At 58.7% G+C, this 18281-nt stretch carries 13 protein-coding genes; 6 read left to right on the top strand and 7 right to left on the bottom strand.

Annotated features, from left to right (window positions below):
• Nucleotides 1-147 precede the first annotated feature (147 nt).
• The 6 genes from FHX14_RS10115 to FHX14_RS10090 form a co-directional block, all read right to left on the bottom strand.
• Nucleotides 148-807, bottom strand: a complete 660-nt coding sequence (locus tag FHX14_RS10115; protein ID WP_184376995.1) for a hypothetical protein — start codon at nt 805-807, stop codon at nt 148-150.
• A 196-nt stretch (nt 808-1003) separates the two neighbouring features.
• Nucleotides 1004-4819, bottom strand: coding sequence for a vitamin B12-dependent ribonucleotide reductase (locus FHX14_RS10110; RefSeq protein ID WP_184376994.1), 3816 nt, complete (start codon nt 4817-4819; stop codon nt 1004-1006).
• Between the two features lie 590 nt (nt 4820-5409).
• Nucleotides 5410-6000 carry a hypothetical protein gene (locus FHX14_RS10105; protein WP_184376993.1) on the bottom strand — a complete coding sequence of 197 codons (591 nt, stop codon included), beginning with the start codon at nt 5998-6000 and terminating at the stop codon, nt 5410-5412.
• A gap of 190 nt (nt 6001-6190) precedes the next feature.
• On the bottom strand, nt 6191-6685 hold the full coding sequence (gene gpt / locus FHX14_RS10100; protein WP_003587084.1) for a xanthine phosphoribosyltransferase: 495 nt from the start codon (nt 6683-6685) through the stop codon (nt 6191-6193).
• 226 nt (nt 6686-6911) lie between these two features.
• On the bottom strand, nt 6912-7754 hold the full coding sequence (locus FHX14_RS10095; protein WP_184376992.1) for a universal stress protein: 843 nt from the start codon (nt 7752-7754) through the stop codon (nt 6912-6914).
• 108 nt (nt 7755-7862) lie between these two features.
• Complete coding sequence (locus FHX14_RS10090; RefSeq protein ID WP_184376991.1) at nt 7863-8639, bottom strand: competence/damage-inducible protein A; 777 nt, start codon at nt 8637-8639, stop codon at nt 7863-7865.
• 379 nt (nt 8640-9018) lie between these two features.
• Here FHX14_RS10090 and FHX14_RS10085 point away from each other — a divergent pair, with 379 nt between their 5' ends.
• From FHX14_RS10085 to FHX14_RS10075, 3 genes are all read left to right on the top strand, one after another.
• Nucleotides 9019-11013: a hypothetical protein gene (locus tag FHX14_RS10085; protein WP_184377033.1), complete on the top strand. Its 1995-nt coding sequence runs from the start codon at nt 9019-9021 to the stop codon at nt 11011-11013.
• 757 nt (nt 11014-11770) lie between these two features.
• Entirely contained in the window at nt 11771-13702 is a 1932-nt protein-coding gene (locus FHX14_RS10080) for a hypothetical protein (protein ID WP_184376990.1), read from the top strand.
• 25 nt (nt 13703-13727) lie between these two features.
• The gene (locus tag FHX14_RS10075) at nt 13728-13946 is read left to right on the top strand and encodes a hypothetical protein (protein ID WP_164009146.1); all 219 of its coding nucleotides are present in this window, start codon (nt 13728-13730) and stop codon (nt 13944-13946) included.
• Between the two features lie 480 nt (nt 13947-14426).
• Here FHX14_RS10075 and FHX14_RS10070 read toward each other — a convergent pair whose 3' ends face one another.
• Complete coding sequence (locus FHX14_RS10070) at nt 14427-14783, bottom strand: VanZ family protein (protein WP_184376989.1); 357 nt, start codon at nt 14781-14783, stop codon at nt 14427-14429.
• Nucleotides 14784-14975: 192 nt separating this feature from the next.
• Here FHX14_RS10070 and ilvA point away from each other — a divergent pair, with 192 nt between their 5' ends.
• From ilvA to FHX14_RS10055, 3 genes are all read left to right on the top strand, one after another.
• The gene (gene ilvA / locus FHX14_RS10065) at nt 14976-16226 is read left to right on the top strand and encodes a threonine ammonia-lyase (protein WP_184376988.1); all 1251 of its coding nucleotides are present in this window, start codon (nt 14976-14978) and stop codon (nt 16224-16226) included.
• A gap of 37 nt (nt 16227-16263) precedes the next feature.
• Complete coding sequence (locus FHX14_RS10060) at nt 16264-16590, top strand: HlyU family transcriptional regulator (RefSeq protein ID WP_003587069.1); 327 nt, start codon at nt 16264-16266, stop codon at nt 16588-16590.
• A 254-nt stretch (nt 16591-16844) separates the two neighbouring features.
• On the top strand, nt 16845-18116 hold the full coding sequence (locus FHX14_RS10055) for a GGDEF domain-containing protein (RefSeq protein WP_080589092.1): 1272 nt from the start codon (nt 16845-16847) through the stop codon (nt 18114-18116).
• Nucleotides 18117-18281 lie beyond the last annotated feature (165 nt).

Raw genomic sequence — 18281 nt, 5'->3', positions numbered from 1 at the left:
CTCCCATTGCAAACTCCACTTCTTCCTTTCGGTTTTCCCACTAGTCATCCCGAAGTGCATCACAGTTCATGGTCAATTTCCTAAATTAGCCTTGGATCTTATTTGCTCCGCCGTGGGAATCCCAAATCGCTAAATCGTCATCGCGCCTTACGCTATCGGCAGTGGAGCTTCGGGACCAATCGCCGGAAGACCAAGTTCAGTCCGTGCCAACTCGCACTGTGTGTCCAGCATTGTGAGCAGATTTTCGCCAAGAAGGGCATGCTCCTTGGTCGCGTCCGACCAGCGATAAAACCTCCCGTCTTGCAAAGATAGTACTGCGAAATCATCCGGCCGATTTTGAGGTGGAAACCGACTCGCCACGGCCCACAATGCCGCCATTACAAGATTACCGCTCAGCTTCTGCTGAGTATTCCAAACATGAATAGCGGTTCGCCGCCCGTCGAGCTCCAACAGGAAGTCGGGTTGAAAGGTGACTTTGAAAAAGCCTCTGGGACTCAAAAAGGTGAGAGCAGGACATGTCGCCAGCGCGCCTGGATTGTCCTCTCGCCATTTGAAAAATCTTTCGAGCCCTCGTTTGGCCGAAGCTCGCTCTGGGGCTTTTGTTATCTGATCGGTTGAAGCTAAAACCTGTGCATCAGACAGTCCCTCGAAGGCGATCTGTTGAATTCGCAGTCGGAGGCTTCGGTGGTAATCGAACCCGCTTTTGCTAGGTTTGTGTCGTTCGCGGACTGCCCGTTTCTGCGGTTTGGGACTAAGGCAAACCAACCTGAGCAAAAAAGAGAAGCCAAATGTCTTTACAGATGCCATCGCCAATCCCTTCGAGAACGGAGGACGCTCAAGGTGTCCTGAGCGCCATTTGCATGCTGATTTTTGGTAGGCGTCTTTGTTGTCTGTTTGTTCCTGTATAAATTCCGGACGCCGAAGCGCCCGGAAAATCCCGATTACGTAGGTTGGCTAACACCATGCGGTTTTAGCTGTCAGCTCCCCGAAACAATAAGCCCGCTCAGCTGCATCCGCTCGTCGCACCGCACGTGTCGCACTTCTCACAAGTGCCGTTCCGCACCATCGTGAAGTTCTGGCACTCCGAGCACATGTTGCCGGTATAGCCCTGCATGATCGAGCGCTGGCGGCGTTCGGCTTCCACCTTCTTGGCTTCGGTCTTGGCCGTTGCCGCGTCCGCTGCCGCCTTGTCGGAGAAGAGGGCGGTGGCGTCGCTGGTGATTTCCTCGGTTACCTCTTCGGCGATCTCTTCGGCCAATTCCTTGGCGCGCTCCTCGTAGTCGCGCTTGAAGGCGACGATTTCGGAGGTGGAGATGGCGACCGTCGGCTCCAGCTTGCGGGCAGCACTGCCGGCAAAGGCGGTTACGGTGCCGGTGGAAGCGGCGCGGGCAGGGGCCGCGGTGGCGGCACCCTTGGGTTCGCCCGCCTGGCGTTCGCCGCCGGTGCCGGAGACGAGCGTCGGCTTATAGCCACGGGTCCAGCCGGTGGAAAGCAGGTTGGTCTTGCCTTCCTGGATGCCCTTGCCGAGCGCCGTGTTGGAGAAATCCGACGTATCAACATGGGCGAGGTCATGACGGCCGAGATAGGAGACGGCCAGCTCGCGGAAGACATAGTCGAGGATCGAGGTGGCGTTCTTGATGGCATCATTGCCGATGACCATGCCGGCCGGCTCGAACTTGGTGAAGGTGAAGGCCTCGACATATTCCTCGAGCGGCACGCCATATTGCAGGCCGAGCGAGATGGCGATGGCGAAATTATTCATCATTGCGCGGAAGGCAGCACCTTCCTTGTGCATGTCGATGAAGATCTCGCCGAGGCGGCCGTCGCCGAATTCGCCGGTTCTGAGATACACCTTGTGCCCGCCGACGGCGGCCTTCTGGGTATAGCCCTGACGGCGGTTCGGCAGCTTCTCGCGTTCGCGCGACACACGTTCGATCACCCGCTCGATGATCTTCTCGGTGATAGTGACGGCCTGGGCGGCGACGGGCGCCTGCAGCAGTTCCTCCAGCGCATCCTCATCGTCCTCGTCTTCGATCAGCGAGGCATTGAGCGGCTGCGACAGCTTCGAGCCGTCGCGATAGAGCGCGTTGGCCTTGAGGCCGAGCTTCCAGGAGAGCAGGTAGGCGTTCTTGCAATCCTCGACGGTCGCCTCGTTTGGCATGTTGATCGTCTTGGAAATCGCGCCCGAGATGAAGGGCTGGGCAGCCGCCATCATGCGGATATGGCTTTCCACCGAGAGGTAGCGCTTGCCGATCTTGCCGCAGGGATTGGCGCAATCGAAGACCGGCAGATGCTCGGCCTTCAGGAAGGGCGCGCCTTCCAGCGTCATCGCTCCGCAGACATGAATGTTGGCGGCTTCGATGTCCTTCTTCGAGAAGCCGATATGGTCGAGCAGGCTGAAGCTCATATCGGCAAGCTGTTCGTCGGAAACCTTCAGCGTCTCCTTCAGGAAGTCGGCGCCGAGCGTCCACTGGTTGAAGACGAACTTGATGTCGAAGGCGCTCTTCAGCGCAGCGTTGACCGCTTCCACCTTCTCGTCGGTGAAGCCCTTGGTCTTTAGCGTCGAGGGGTTGATTGCCGGCGCCTGGTTCAGATTGCCATGACCGACGGCATAGGCTTCGATTTCGGCGATCTGGCTTTCGGAATAGCCGAGCGTGCGCAGCGCGTCGGGCACGGCGCGGTTGATGATCTTGAAGTAGCCGCCGCCGGCGAGCTTCTTGAACTTGACGAGGGCGAAGTCGGGCTCGATGCCGGTGGTGTCGCAATCCATGACGAGACCGATCGTGCCCGTCGGCGCGATGACCGAGACCTGGGCATTGCGGTAGCCATGCTGTTCACCAAGCTCGAGCGCCTTGTCCCAGGCCGACTTGGCGTGGGCGGCGAGATCCTGATCCGGGTTTTCCGAATGGATCAGCGCGACCGGGTCGATCGACAGTGCTTCATAGCCTGAAGTTTCGCCGTAAGCGGCGCGGCGATGGTTGCGGATGACCCGCAGCATGCTCTCGCGGTTCGGCGCGAAGTTCGGGAAGGGCCCGAGCTCGGCAGCCATTTCGGCAGAGGTCGCATAGCAGATGCCGGTCATGATCGCGGTCAGCGAACCGGCAATGGCGCGGGCTTCGGCCGAGTCATAGGGAATGCCCGACGACATCAGCAGGCCGCCGATATTGGCGTAGCCGAGGCCGAGCGTGCGATATTCGTAGGAGAGTTCGGCAATGCGCTTCGACGGGAACTGCGCCATCATGACCGAGACTTCGAGCACGACGGTCCACAGGCGAACGGCGTGTTCGTAGTCGGCAATGTTGATGCGCTTGGTGGCCTTGTCCTTGAACTGCAGAAGGTTCAGTGAGGCAAGGTTGCAGGCCGTGTCGTCGAGGAACATGTATTCCGAGCACGGGTTCGAGCCGCGGATCGGGCCGCCGGCCGGCGACGTGTGCCAGTCGTTCATCGTCGTGTTGAAGTGGATGCCCGGATCGGCCGAGGCCCAGGCGGCGTAGGAAATCGTTTCCCAGAGATCGCGCGCCTTCAGCGTCTTCATCACCCGGCCGTCCTTGCGGGCGGTCAGCTTCCATTCGCCGTCATTTTCGACGGCGCGCAGGAAGTCGTCCTTGATCGAGACGGAGTTGTTGGAGTTCTGGCCCGAGACCGTCAGATAGGCTTCCGAATCCCAATCCGTGTCGTAGGTCTTGAATTCGAGATCCTTGTAGCCCTGGCGGGCGAATTGGATGACGCGCTGGACGTAATTCTCAGGAACCTGGTCCTTCTTGGCAGCGCGGATTTCGCGCTTCAGGGCAGGGTTCTTGGTGGGATCGAAGCAATCGCCGTTATCGCCGCCGTCGCAATTGACGCAGGCCTTCATGATCGCCTTCAGGTGGCGGGCGACGATCTTCGAGCCGGTGACGAGGGCCGCCACCTTCTGCTCTTCCTTGACCTTCCAGTTGATGTATTCCTCGATATCGGGATGGTCGATATCGACGACCACCATCTTGGCGGCGCGGCGCGTCGTGCCGCCCGATTTGATGGCGCCGGCGGCGCGGTCGCCGATCTTCAGGAAGCTCATCAGACCAGAGGAGCGGCCGCCGCCGGAAAGCTTTTCGCCTTCGCCGCGCAGCATCGAGAAGTTGGAGCCGGTGCCGGAGCCGTATTTGAACAGGCGCGCCTCACGCACCCAGAGGTCCATGATGCCGCCTTCGTTGACGAGGTCGTCCTCGACCGACTGGATGAAGCAGGCATGCGGCTGCGGATGTTCATAGGCCGACTTGGATTTGGTCAGCTTGCCGGTGAAGGGGTCGACGTAGAAATGACCCTGACCGGGGCCGTCGATGCCGTAGGCCCAGTGCAGGCCGGTGTTGAACCATTGCGGGGAATTCGGCGCGACGCGCTGGGTGGCGAGCATATAGGCAAGCTCGTCCTTGAAGGCGGCTGCATCTTCTTCCGAAGAGAAATAGCCGCCCTTCCAGCCCCAATAGGTCCAGGTGCCGGCAAGACGGTCGAAGACCTGGCGCGCATCGATCTCGGAGCCGGTCTGCTCATCCTTCGACAGGGTCTTCAGCGCCGTATCGTCGGGAACGGAGCGCCACAGGAAGGAAGGAACGTCGTTTTCCTCGACCTTCTTCAGCCGGGTGGGGACGCCGGCCTTGCGGAAATACTTCTGCGCCAGAACGTCGGTCGCGACCTGGGAGAACTGGGCGGGAACATCGATATTCTCGAGGCGGAACACGATCGAACCATCGGGGTTCTTGATCTCGCTGGTCGCCTTGCGGAATTCGATATCCGCATAGGCGCCTTGGCCGGCCTTCGTGAAACGACGTTCGATGCGCATGGTCTTGACCTCGTGTTGGCGCCCAGTCCCCACGACCGGGGCGCAAAATTCCTATCCGGCGGCACATTGTCGTCGTGCAGCCAGTCTCGTTTCCGTATTGTCACAGGGGTGTCATCCGGAGATGTCCTTCCTGTATCTTGTGGTGATGGTGGCTGCAAACGCTAAATATAGTATTAACAGCTTATTATCGCCAGTCCCGACGTCACTTTTTTTGGAGGCTGAAAATCGCGCAGAGATCCTGTCAGGCCTGACACCGTTCCCGGCACATCGCCCTGATTCCGCGTCCTAATTTTCAATAGGGAACCGGTCTCGTTACCTCCGGTCCTGTCGCCGCCGCAACATCAGGGACAGTAAGTTTGAAATGGGTGATTCCGTCAAGGGCTGGCCGTTAATTGATTGCTAACCACAACATCTTGTGGATGCGCCTGTGGAGATTGGGGAAAGCCGGGGAGCTCTGAAATTACAATGGCTTGCAGGCGCTGCCGGCTAAGGAAAATGCCGGAACTACAAAAAAGCGTCCCGCGGCAAATCTTGCGATGGCATTTCCCGTGCAAATGCGCATGCCGATTCGGTGCGCAATTCGGCCCTCTTCAGAGCGCGTCGATGGCGATGGTGACCGTGGCGACGCCGATCGGCTTATCCGCTTCGTCAATGACGACGAAGCTCGCCTGCGTTTCGAGCATCTGGGTGGATTGGTTGCGTTCCGCCCGGTCGATGAAGATCTCTCGAGAGCCGTCGGCGAAGGTTCTGAGGTATTTCTCCTCGTCGCCCTGCCAGTAGTCGGCGGTGATGGTGCTTTGCCCGACGTTCAGCCCGTGACTGTCGGTGACGAAAAATTCGACGATCGCTCCCTGCGAGGCGTCCTGCCTGGTTTTCAAGTAAGTCGACACGGATTTGTCGAGCAGCAGCTGGACCATCTGCAGATGGTGCCGATCGACCTCCGACCGGTAGGTCTCGTCGAGGACCCGCATGTCGATTTCGCTGACATCGCCGAATTCCGCATTCTGCTCGGCGATGGCCTTCAGCACCAGCGGCGCTTCCACCATCGGCCGGATCCGCGTCTCGACATAGTCGCGCACCAGGGGGACATAGGCAGGCTCGGCACGGGCAGGCGCCTGGAGAAACAGACATGCCGCCAGACCGACGGCCATGCTCACTCTTCTACGCCCCCACCCAGCCATCTTGTTTCCCCATACCGTATCGTCTCTGCACGCTTTAAGCGCAATTTGAGATGATTCGCACGTCACTTATTATATGAGCATAAGGTAAAATAGATGTGCAGATCCCGATAGCGGATTCGGGAAATCCGGCTGACAAAATCTGGAACAATTTCAAGTGGTAAATACGATGATCACGCGCTCTGATCGGCGATCAGCGGGGGCCCTTGGCGATCGGTTCCTGGTAGGTGAAGCCCATGTCCCAAGGGAAGTAGATCCAGGTATCCTGGCTCACCTCGGTGATGAAGGTATCGATGGTGGGAACACCCTTGGGCTTGGCATAGACGCAGGCGAAATGCGCCCTCGGCAGCATGGTGCGCACCTGGACGGCGGTCTTGCCGGTATCCGTCAGATCGTCGACGACGAGCACGCCTTCGCCGCCGTTTTCGGCAAGCTCGGGCGCTATTCCCTTCAGCAGCGTCATGTCGCCCTGGTTCACATAGTCATGATAGGAGGCGACGCAGACGGTCTCGATCAGCCGGATGTTCAGTTCGCGTGAGATGATCGCGGCCGGAACGAGGCCGCCGCGGGTGATGCAGACGATCGCCTTGAACGTCTGATCGAGGCCGGCAAGCCGCCAGGCAAGGGCGCGCGCATCGCGGTGGAACTGATCCCAGGAGACGGGAAAGGCTTTATCGGGAAGGGACATCGGGCTGCTCCGCGGCATGATAAATAAACACGCCGTTTGCCGGCGACCGGACGGGCTTGAGGCGGCGATCGGCAAAACAAGAAATCGCGCGAGTTGCAACTGCGCGAGTTCGCGCGCTGCACTGCGCGAGATCGCGCGCTGCACTGCGCGAGTTGTGCCGAGGCTGGAAGCCGTCATCGGTCGGCGCAATTAACGGAATTTGCCGGCAAAAGGCAAGAGCCGCCGATCAACGCGACAGAAGCGTCAGCGCCGTCATCGAGTGCAGCAAGGTCCTCGTCGTGCCGCCGAAGATCATCTGCCAGAGCCAGGAATGGGTATAGGCGCCCATCACCAGAAGATCGATGCTGTCGTCCGAAAGCCGGTTCTCGATGACATGCGAGGTGTTTTTATCCACGCTTCGGGCGGTTGAAAGCGTCGTTTTCACCCCGTGGCGGGCAAGTGTCGCGGCGATATCGGGGCCTGCCGTCAGCGGCGATTGCAGCGCCGTGTCGGCCGGATCGACCGAAAAGATTTCCACCGCGTCGGCCGCCTTCAGGATCGGCAACGCGTCGAAGGTCGCGCGCGCTGCCTCCTTCGAACCGTTCCAGGCGATCAGCACACGCTTGATCGGCTTCGGCTGACGGATGATGTAGGGGATTATCAGCACCGGCCGGCCGGTTTCGAAGAGAAAGCTGTCGACGTCGACATGGCTGTCGGAGGGTTTGGCCGGGTCGGCCTGCGAGGCGATCAAGAGATCAGCGCTGCGCGCGCTTTCGATCAGCGGTGCGGAGCCGTAGCCGGTCGACGTGGTGAAGCTGCGCCATTCGGAGGAGACGCCTGATGCTTGCGCTTTGGCGCGAAAGATCCGCTCCACGGCGATCGTCTCGCCATGCGCCATGTCCTGCAGCGCCTGCACGGCGACGGGATCGGGGATTTCCATCGGCGCCACCAGCGGCACGGCGGAGATGGTTTCGGCATGCAGACCGATCACATGCGCGCCGCTTTCGGCGGCAATGGCGAAGGCGAAATCGGCAACGGCGGCGCTATTGTCTGCTGTATCGAGAATGGCGAGAATGGTTTTGTAAGACATATCAATCTCCTTGCGCTGAAAATGGCGTGCGCGAGGGAAGGAATGCACCGGACCGTCCTTCCGTTCCTTGACGGGGATCAAGCTTGATCCCCGGTTCCGGCATTGTCCTCAAGCCTCGGCGGAATGGTTTTCGGCGATGTCCTTCCTCTGGCGGATGGCGTCGATCATGTCTTGCACTGCGGCGCCGGCCGCATCGATTGCCGCCTGCGCGCGGCCGCGAACAACGATCTCGGTCGAGAATTTCTGGCCGATATAGCGGGGGTAGGAGCCGATGCTGGTTTCCGGATGGGTTTTCTGGATCGCCGTCAGGGGCGTACCGATCTCGCCTTCGCCGTAAGGGCAGGCGATGGCGAGCGAGAGCACCGGCGTTCCGGTTCGAAGCGTCGGCAGCACATTGTCGACCATCGCCTGGAAGACCTGCGGCACGCCGGCCATCACATGGACGTTGCCGATGATGAAACCCGGCGCCGTCGACACCGGATTGGCAATATGGACCGACCCGCGCGGCATGCGCGCCATGCGCTGGCGCGCCTCGGTGAATTCCATCTCGCGGCGCCGGTACATATCGGCCAGCAGCATCATCGCCGTTTCGTCATATTCGCAGGGCACCCCGAATGCCTTGGCGATGGCATCGGCGGTGATGTCGTCATGCGTCGGCCCGATGCCGCCCGATGTGAAGACGTAATCATATTTGCCGCGAAGCGCGTTCAGCGCCTCGACGATCGCCTCCTCATCGTCGGCGACGATGCGCACCTCCTTGAGATCGATGCCGGAAAGAGTGAGCAGATCGGCGAGGTGGCCGATGTTTTTGTCCTTGGTGCGGCCGGAAAGAAGTTCGTCGCCAATGGCGAGCATGGCGGCGGTAACAACGGTGGCGTGGCTCATGGGATGTTCCGTGATGTGAGGCTGGTGAATAGGTAGCGCCCTTCGGCCGCTTTGCAAACAGCCGAGCATGATGCCGAAAAGTGAAGCGTCTCCCGGAATCGTGCTCCATCTCGCTCCCACTAATAAATTCAATCATTTACGCGACGGCTGCAGGTCTCCCTTCGTCAATAATTGACAAATGGGAAAATTTCCCATTTATGCCGAGCCATGCCAGTGGCGGCTGGGAGAATGATCCCTCCGGCCGTGGTGATGGGAATCGAGAGCGAGCCGTGACTGGTCGTCGCCGGGTCGAATTTCATTCCCATCGGAGGGTTTGCGAGCTGCATCGATGCCGCTGATGAAGCGGGAAGCGCAACAGGTGAGAGGAATACATCCGGTCATGACTGTCGTTGCCGCCTGGTTGGTCATTGCAGCGATTTTGCTGTTTGGCCTGACCCTCAATCGCGCTCTTGTGCTTTGGCTAAATCGCGGCGTTCATCCGCCTGTTCGTGACGCAACGGATATGCTCTTAAGCGGTATCTTGCCGGGGATCGCTCTCGTCGGTGGTTTGGCAACCGCTCTCGGAGTGATCCATCTGCTGCGCATAGACATCGTGCTGCCTCTTGCCGCAATTTTAATGATCTGGCGACGGAACGATGTTCTGGCGATTTTTGTCGATTTGCGCAATCTGGCGGTGATGGGTGTGGCGGCGACTGCCAAGGGCAATCCGTTTCCCCTTTTGGCGTCCACCGCATTGATTGGCTTGATTGGGGTAATGTCGGTAACAGCGCTTTTCCCGGCAGGATCAGCGGACGTTTGGGCTTTTCAGATTCCGCTCGCGCAAAGCATCGTTTCCCATGGTGGATTTGTCACGCCGCAGATAGACAGCAATTTTTACGGAAACATACCGCTTTTCTTCAATGTGCTTTTCGCCAGTGCATTGCTGTTCGTCGATCACTGGCTCGCGGCGGGTCTGATGAACGCGGCGATTTTCCTCGGATTTTTGTTATTGCTCACAAGCTGTTCGCACCGCTGGCGGGCGGCTGGATTGTTGCTGGTTTTCTATCTGATCGCGTTCCAGGGCTTTTTTACACCAGGCGCGGCAGTTCCTCTGACAGACCTTCCCAGATCCTGTTTTTCGGTTGCCGCTGTCCTCTATCTCTGGCGCTACCTTGAGACCCGCAGGCCCTCCGAGATCGTCTCTTGTGCTTTGCTCTTGGGCGGGGCAGTCGGTGGCAAATACACCGAGCTTCAGATGGTTGGCTTGATCGGTTCGGCGCTCTTGCCGTCGATCTATCGCGGCAAAATGTCGTTTTCGCTTTTTTTGACCTGCCTGGCCGCGTTCTTATCCCTTGCGGGCTACTGGTACATCAAAAATCTCATCCTGCTCGGTAACCCTATCTATCCATTCATTTTCGGGCATCCCGGACTTTCAGACCAGTGGATAGCGAACTACAGGCTTGAACTCGGCCGTGCTTTCGATCCGGCAAACCGGGTTTTCGTGACCGATCTGACGACCCGCCAGGGCTGGCACGACTTCTTCTTCATCCTGCATGACTGGTTTCTGGATCGCCGCCAATATGCGACCGTCGCTCTCATCCTGATCATTGGTGCGTTGCTCGCGTCGTTCAGAAGGATATTTGTGCTTGTCGCGATAACTGCTGCGATGTTCATCATCTGGTACGCCGTCATGTTCAACCACATCCGTTGGGCGACGCCGGCCTATTTGTTGTATTTTTCTATTGCTTACATCGGCGCGAGCCTGATCGTGGAAAAAATTGCAATGAGTAAAATCACTCAGCCGGGTGGCTTTGTGTTCGATATGTCTGGACGCGTGCGGGCCGGACACAGGGCCATCAATGGCCATTTGTTTACGTTTGCAGTGGCGGTTATCGCTCTTGTGGTTTTCTGTCGTCCTGCCGTCAAATTCATCTACCGCCCCAATCGGCAGCCATATTCCTGGATGGAGCAGGGCGTCATGGATGTCCTGATCGGCCGGCAAAAACTCGATGATTTTCTTGGGGCCCAGCGTGAAGGCTACATCATCTATCGCTATGTCGCGGCAAATGATTTGAGGACCGTATTTCAACCGTTCGACACGGGCAGCACCTTATATGAGGCCGCCTACACGGGCGGTAGAGATAAGGGATGGTTGCTGCCGCCCTATATATTTCCTGATTCCGAAAATGACGTGGACGCCTTCGTCAAACGCGACAACATCCGGTACTTTATCCGGGAGACGGAGAAACAGCCGTTGTTGGCCGATCGCATCGGCGCCGCCAAGTTTGCGTTGGCGGAAAAAACCATATCGAGAATGTTGCCGGACTCGACCTTGCTGCTGAAAGACGGGTTTGGGTGGGAACTGTACCGGTTCAACGGTTTTCCCTCGCAATGAAACCTACAGGCCTGCGGTGACGTCCATCGTCTCATCGGTGGCCTGATAATGGCATATGGTGCGGACGGCGGGGGTCGAACCCGCATAGCCTAGGCCGAGGGATTTTCTTACCGCTACGGCTTTCGCCGCCGCCTTCCGGCGTTTGTGGTCTGGACTATACCTTCACCCTAGCGTCTGCCTTAGGTGCTGCCCGTCTAGTCTCTACACCTTCCCCTTGCGGGGCTTGGCTCGGGATTGCCATCTGACAGGTTTCCCCGACTTTGAGCAGTTCTACATCAGGCGTTTCCGCCAGTGCACTCAATTTTGCTTTAAGTCCCTTGTGTCTACCGATTCCACCACGTCCGCGTGGTTCTCCCTGCTAACAAAGAGAGGCGGCATTCTCAACCGATATTCAGTGTTGAGGTGCGATTCCATTTCAAAGTCTGGACGCCCTCAATCACCCGGTCGCTCGAATGTCCAGCCGTATTCGGGAGTAAAGCGACACTCCGGCGCGCCGATCAAAGCTCCGACAAGCTACTGAACATTAGGAAGTCTTAAATTAACGCTGTCCCCATGCAGGGCGTGACAGTCGATTGTGAGTTTCATCCCGGTCAGCGTAGAAAACTTAACACAACCCTTGCGACAGAAGCTTGTTGAATTTCGCAGGACATTGGGACAAAGTGCTGGCTGGGGTAGAGTTCGTGATTTTTACTGTTGCAATACGTGCACTTCACTTTTCATTGTGAGCGCCGGGACATGTGGTGACTTAAAAGGCAAAATGGCTTTTGTTCTGAAGACCTTCGGGAGGTTGCAGCTCGTCGACGAGGAGGGGAGCGCTGTTGCGTTTCCCGAGAAAGGCCTGCTGCTTCTCGCCTACTTGTTTACAACCGATCAAGGTTCGGCGGATCGAACGACCTTGGCTCGCTTCCTTTGGGGCGAGGCCGACCGGGACGTTGCACTGTCGACTTTACGGAAGGTGATTTCGAGAATTAAGGCCCGTCAAATCGATCTCGGGGTAAACATCCTTTCATCTCAGGGCAACGTGCTCACTCTCGACCGGGGGGCACTGTCGTCCGACATGCTGCTGGCCGGCGAGGGGGAAGAGGTTGAGCCGTTCTCCCGGTTGAGACAGCTGGTGACGCTGATGAACCAGCCTTTTCTCGAGCCGGTTCACAGCCATAACCGCCAGTTTCAGCATTGGCTCGCCGAACGTGAAAATTACCATAACGAGCTTCTCGCCAATACTTTGAGAACGGCGTCGCAGCTGGCCCCGTCGCGAAAGGACGCCGAGCTCCTGAGGAAGGCCGCGGTTATCCTGTTTCGGACCGAGCCGAAGGATCCGGAGACGCTGCAACTGCTGATAAAGATCTTCAAGGCGGAAGGGGAAGTCGAATTACTTCGGAGCTATTTTGAACAGCGGCGCAGTGCGACATCGAAAGGCAGCACCGCGCGCACCGGGTCCGACGACGGTGACGCGAATTTCCTGCGCCCGCCATCCGCGTCGTCAACGGCGAAACTTGAGGCCTCTCTTCCCCTTGAGCCCGAAGATATCCGCATTGCCATTCCCCGCCTGGTGCTGCTTCCCCCCAGAAATCAATCCGCTCGGCCGCAAGCCGGTTTTTTAGCCGCGTCTTTGGTGGAGGATATCACCATCGGATTTTGCGTCTTCAACAGCCTGGAGGTCATAGCCCCGTATTCGGCGGTTCAAATCGGCCACCAGGTGGAGACGCAGAAGGCTTTCTTCGAACGCCATTGCGTCAACTATATCCTCGACACCCGGATCAGCAATATGGGCGATGAGGTGACGCTGTTTGCCCAACTGATCTTTTTCGATCAGAATCAGATCGTCTGGGCCGAAAGGTTCAGCCTCGATCGTATGGATCTCGCCAGAGACAGGAGAGTTGTTGCCCGGCAGATCGCTCTCTCCGTGTCCAGCGAAATCGAGCGTCATGAGGCGTTGCGCGAAGACCTGAACCCGGTTGCCTACCACAGATATCTTGTCGGCAGGCGGCACCTGGCGCGGTTGACGCTTCCGAACCTGCGGCGCGTCCGCAAGGAAATGAAGGCCGCGCTCAGCGTCAGCCCCGATTTCGCACCGGCGCTAAGTTCGATGGCGCGGACCTACTCCAAGGAATGGTTGCTGACGGCCCGGGGAGATATCGATCTTTTGCAATTGGCGGAGACCTTCGCCAAGCAGGTCACCGGGATGCGCTCGGATTTCGCCGATGGCTATCGCGAGCTCGGCGTCGCCAAATTGCTGCAGGGCGCGTTCGATGAAAGTGCCGAAGCCATGGAAGTCGCGGAAAGCCTCGCGCCACACTACGCCGACGTGATTGCCGACTACGCCGACACGCTGGTTCATTGTTCGCTTCCCGCCATGGCCTTGCGAAAGATCGAGCGGGCAATCGAGCTGAACCCGCTCGGTCCCGACACCTATTTCTGGACGGCTGCGGGAGCAAACTATGCCCTCGGCGAATTCGAAGCTTCGCTGGACTATATCGGGCAGATGGCCGATCCTCATTTAGCGGATAGGTTGTCCGCTGCAAATTGGGCCATGTTGGGTCATCAGGACAAGGCGCGGATCTTCGTAAGAAGGTTTCGTGAAGGCAATCCGGACTTCGATGTGGACAAGTGGTTGTCCGCAGTACCAAGTAAAGAGCAATGGCATAAAGATCTTTATCGTGAAGGCCTGAAGAAAGCTGGATTTTAAACATCAATCGTTAGAGGGCAAAAACATGGCTACAGTTGTTGTTATTAGTGTTGAAGGTCAAGACGGGCTCTGGGTCGCTGATCTGGACGCAGGTACCGTACTGCCGCTCCCGGCCCCCAAGGCGGGCGGCCTGAAGGTGGTGACCGATCTTCGCGCCACCGGCGCGACGGTGACAAAGGGCGTGAATGTGGCTGTCACGGTCAAGTCTGCGGAAGCGGCCTTCTCCGGCCATTATGACGGCTAGGCTTGATGATTGGCGCCATGGCGCCATTGCGTTCCGGATTGAGGTCTTAGGAATTCGTGCACAAGCGCGAGAGACGGCGAGGGGCATTGACCTCCTCGCCGCCGAGCATCAAGCCGGCGCTGCCTGACGGGATCATAGTCGTTCCCAGCGCCGATCAAGTGTAACGGATCTCAGCGACAGTCTATCGGCCCTGGTAACGCGGGTTCGATTCTGCCTGCCTTCAACTGCATAATACCGGTTGAATATGCATGTATATTGTGGATATAAGCGTGTTATTGCTTGACAAGAGCATTTTCGGTGTAAGGATTGCGCCGCGGCGGTTGAGTAAGTGTTGTCTTGTGGGAGTAAGGCGATGGTTTACGATTGGACTGGTGCCAGGGTTCGGCGCATCCGGATATTCAAGACCAGTGTCGCGCTTGTTCTGGGAACCGCGATTGCTGCAATACCGCTGTTCTTCTGGGCCATGGAGTTGCGTGGTTTCTAACCCGAGATAATCAGCGTCTCGCGCCACCTGTTGATCACCCAGCCGGCCAGCAGTCCGATGGCGGCGCCCATGGCCTTGATGCCGGCGTCATGCAGGCGCGGATGGCGCGTCGGCGAGAGGTACTGCAGATATTCGATGGCGACGGTACCCGCGATCAGCAGCACGGCCACCAATTTCCACTGTTTCGGATAGGCGATCGCAAAGGCGAGGCCGACAAGAATATAGGCGCTCGCGCGGTCGGTATCGACAGTCGTAACGGTCTCCGGCCTCAGCCCGATCGGCGAAACCGTGACGAAGATGATGAAGGCGAGCAGCAGCCAGGCGAGCGGTCTTGCGAATTTGAACATGATCATGGCTTCATATTTAGTGGCTCGTCTTTTCATTGACAGTTAAAATCAGTTCATGTGCCGGCTATTTCGCGGTTGGCTTAAGAAAAGCTTTCGCAAACAGGGCCGGGGCCGAACCGTAAACGGCCGAAGCGGCCTTTCCCATGCCGGCCGGCCTGTGCCATAGCGGCGGTATAGTTATGAGAATGGATCACGCCCGTGACGAGACTTGATGTCGAAAGCGCCGAAGAGGCAATGCGCAGCCTTTTTCCGGCAACGCCGCTGCAGCTCAACGATCATCTCTCGGCGCGTTACGGGGCCGATATCTGGCTGAAGCGCGAGGATCTGTCGCCGGTGCGCTCCTACAAGATCCGCGGTGCCTTCAACTTCTTCCGCAAGGCGATCGGGCAGGGTGCTTCCAGCAAGACCTTCGTCTGCGCCTCGGCCGGCAATCACGCCCAGGGCTTTGCCTTCGTCTGCCGCCATTTCGGCGTGCCGGGCGTCGTCTTCATGCCGGTGACGACGCCGCAGCAGAAGATCGACAAGACCCGCATGTTCGGCGCCGAATTCATCACCATCCGGCTGTTCGGGGACTTCTTCGACCAGTGCTACCAGGCCGCGCGCGACCATGTCGAGGCGGTCGGCGGTGTCATGGTGCCGCCCTTCGACCATGCCGATATCATCGAAGGGCAGGCGACCGTCGCCGCTGAGATCATGCAGCAGCTGCCTGAGGGAACGGTGCCTGACATGGTCGTCCTGCCGGTCGGCGGCGGCGGCCTTGCCGCCGGCATCACCGGTTATCTCGACGGCACAGTGCCGAAATCGGCCTTCGTCTTTACCGAGCCCGCCGGCGCGCCGAGCCTCAGGCGCAGCATCGAGGCAGGTGAGGTGACGACGCTTGCCAAGGTCGACAACTTCGTCGACGGCGCCGCCGTCGCCCGCATCGGCGACTTGAATTTCGCCGCCCTTCGCGATTTCCCGGCAAGCCAAGTGCAGCTGATGCCGGAGAACGCCATCTGCGTCACCATCCAGGAGATGCTGAATGTCGAAGGCGTCGTGCTGGAGCCGGCAGGCGCTCTGTCGCTGACCGCGATCGCTGCGATGGACGCCCAGGCGATCCGCGGCAAGACCATCGTCGCCATCGTTTCCGGCGGCAATTTCGATTTCGAGCGCCTGCCTGACGTAAAGGAAAGAGCCATGCGTTACGCAGGGCTGAAGAAATACTTCATCCTCAGGCTCGCTCAGCGCCCCGGCGCGCTTCGGGATTTCCTCAATCTGCTCGGCCCTGACGACGATATCGCCCGCTTCGAATATCTGAAGAAATCGGCGCGCAATTTCGGCTCGATCCTGATCGGCATCGAAACCAAGGCGCCGGAGAATTTCGCCCGGCTGATCGGAAATTTCGAAGCCGCCGGCATGGGTTACGAGGATATCACCGAAAACGAGATCCTCGCCAACCTGATCATTTGACTTGGCGACAGCAATGCCATCGTGCTAAAGGCGGATCATGGCTTCGTTCCTTTCAAATCTCTTTTCGATGTTCTCCGGCGGCGGCAAACCGGCGTCCGAAGCGGCAGGCCCTTCCGGCGAGCCGCAGCTTTACAATGATTGCACGATCTATGCGGAGCCGCGCAGGGAAGGCAGCCAGTATCGCCTTGCCGGCCGCATCGAAAAGAAGGTCGGCGACGAGGTGCTGGTGCGCAATTTCATCCGCGCCGATCTGTTTTCCTCCTCCGACGATGCGCTCGAATGCACGGTGCGCAAGGCGCAGCAGATTATCGATCAGCATGGTTCGTCACTCTTTGGTGACGGCGAGAAGCTTCGTCAGGTCTGAGACCGGGATCCGCCGCATCCATACCTGATGCCGGCCGCAATTATTCTTGTTTTTCAATCCTGTGACGCGGCGACGCTGCCGCGGATCGGCATCTCGCTCACGCAATCTTAAAGGATTGCAGTCAAAGGTATCGCCTGCAGCATATGCAGGGCCGCCCTCGTGTTTGACTTTTTCGGACAATCGACCAAAGCATCCGCTGTCGCGACCGTTGCGCCCGCGTTCCGTCCAGGGCGCCGGCCTGAAGCCGGGGTATGGTGATGGAGACGCTCAACCTCGCTCTTTTCGTCGTCGAAGCCGTCGCCTATTTCGTGCTGATGGTGACGCTTCTGCATTTCCGTCATCGGCTCGGTCTCGGGGTTTTCCTGACGGCGCTCGGCGTCATGCATTTCATGGAAACCTATCTGGCGGCGGTCTTCTATGTCGCGCTGCCGTTCGGCGACGTGTCGCCGGGCTCGTCGGTCTTCTTCTCCGGCAAGCTGATGATGATCCTGATGCTTTACCGGCAGGAAGATGCCGCGACGGTGCGCCAGCCGATCTATGGCCTGTTCCTCGGCAACCTGCTCACCGTCGGCATTGCCTGGGTGCTGCAGTTGCACCTGCCGCTGCAGATGTCGCCCGCCCACGCGCCGGATGTCGATTTCCTCCAGGAGATGGGCTGGCTGATGGTCTGGGGCACGGCGCTGCTTTATGTCGATTCGCTCGGCATCATTTTGCTTTACGAAAAGCTCGGCGATTTCTTCCGTCGGCGCGTCGTCCTGCGTTTCCTGATTTCGGGCTTCGTGCTGCTGACCTTCGACCAGATCGGCTTCTTTGCGGCGCTGAATTATTTCCTGGATGTGCCGATCGCCGCATTCTGGGCAGGTTGGAAGGCGAAAATGCTTGCCGTTTGCCTCTATGCGGCAATGTTTGCAATCTATGAATATCGTATTCGCCGCGGCGGCAAGGCCGTCTCCGCGCGTTCGATCAGCGACGTATTCGGCGACCTGACGTTCCGCGAGCGCTACAACGATCTTCTGGAGCGTACCGGCCGCGACATGCTGACCGGCGTCTATGACCGGACGCGCATGGAGGTGGAGGCGCCGCTGATGATGCGTGAGGCGATGAGGCAGGGTCTCTACGCCACGGTGCTCATCATTGATGCCGACCACTTCAAGGATGTCAACGACGGCTATGGGCATCTTCAGGGTGACGAGGTGCTGAAGGCGATCGCCGCCCGGCTCGGTACGACGCTGCGCTCGAGCGACCGCATCTTCCGCTTCGGCGGCGAGGAATTCGTCGCCGTCTGCCCAGGCACCGATCACGAGGAAGCTTTGCTGCTTGCCGAACGGCTGCGCTGGACGATTGCCACCAGCGTCAAGACGCCGGATGACAAGCCGGTGACGGTCAGCATCGGCGTGGCGACCGCCGACGAGGACGGCGTCGATTTCACCGCCGTGCTGACGGCTGCCGACGGCAGGCTCTACGCGGCAAAGAAGAGTGGCCGCAATTGTGTCGTCGGCCGTTCCGGTGTCGTGAAACTCGGTTGACCCGATCAACGCAGTGCGTGGGTTGCCGGTGTTTGTGATGTTGCATAAACCGAAACATCTGCCGCCGACATCATGATTTTTCAATATGTTATAAGGACAATAAAAACGGGTTGTTAGCCTGTTGCAAACGTGATCTCCATTGCCGCAATGGATGAGCTTTCCTGC

Source organism: Rhizobium sp. BK619 (assembly GCF_014195245.1).
Taxonomy (GTDB): domain Bacteria; phylum Pseudomonadota; class Alphaproteobacteria; order Rhizobiales; family Rhizobiaceae; genus Rhizobium; species Rhizobium acidisoli.
Note: the sequence above shows the minus strand (reverse complement) of the source record. Positions and strands in the feature narration are given on the sequence as shown.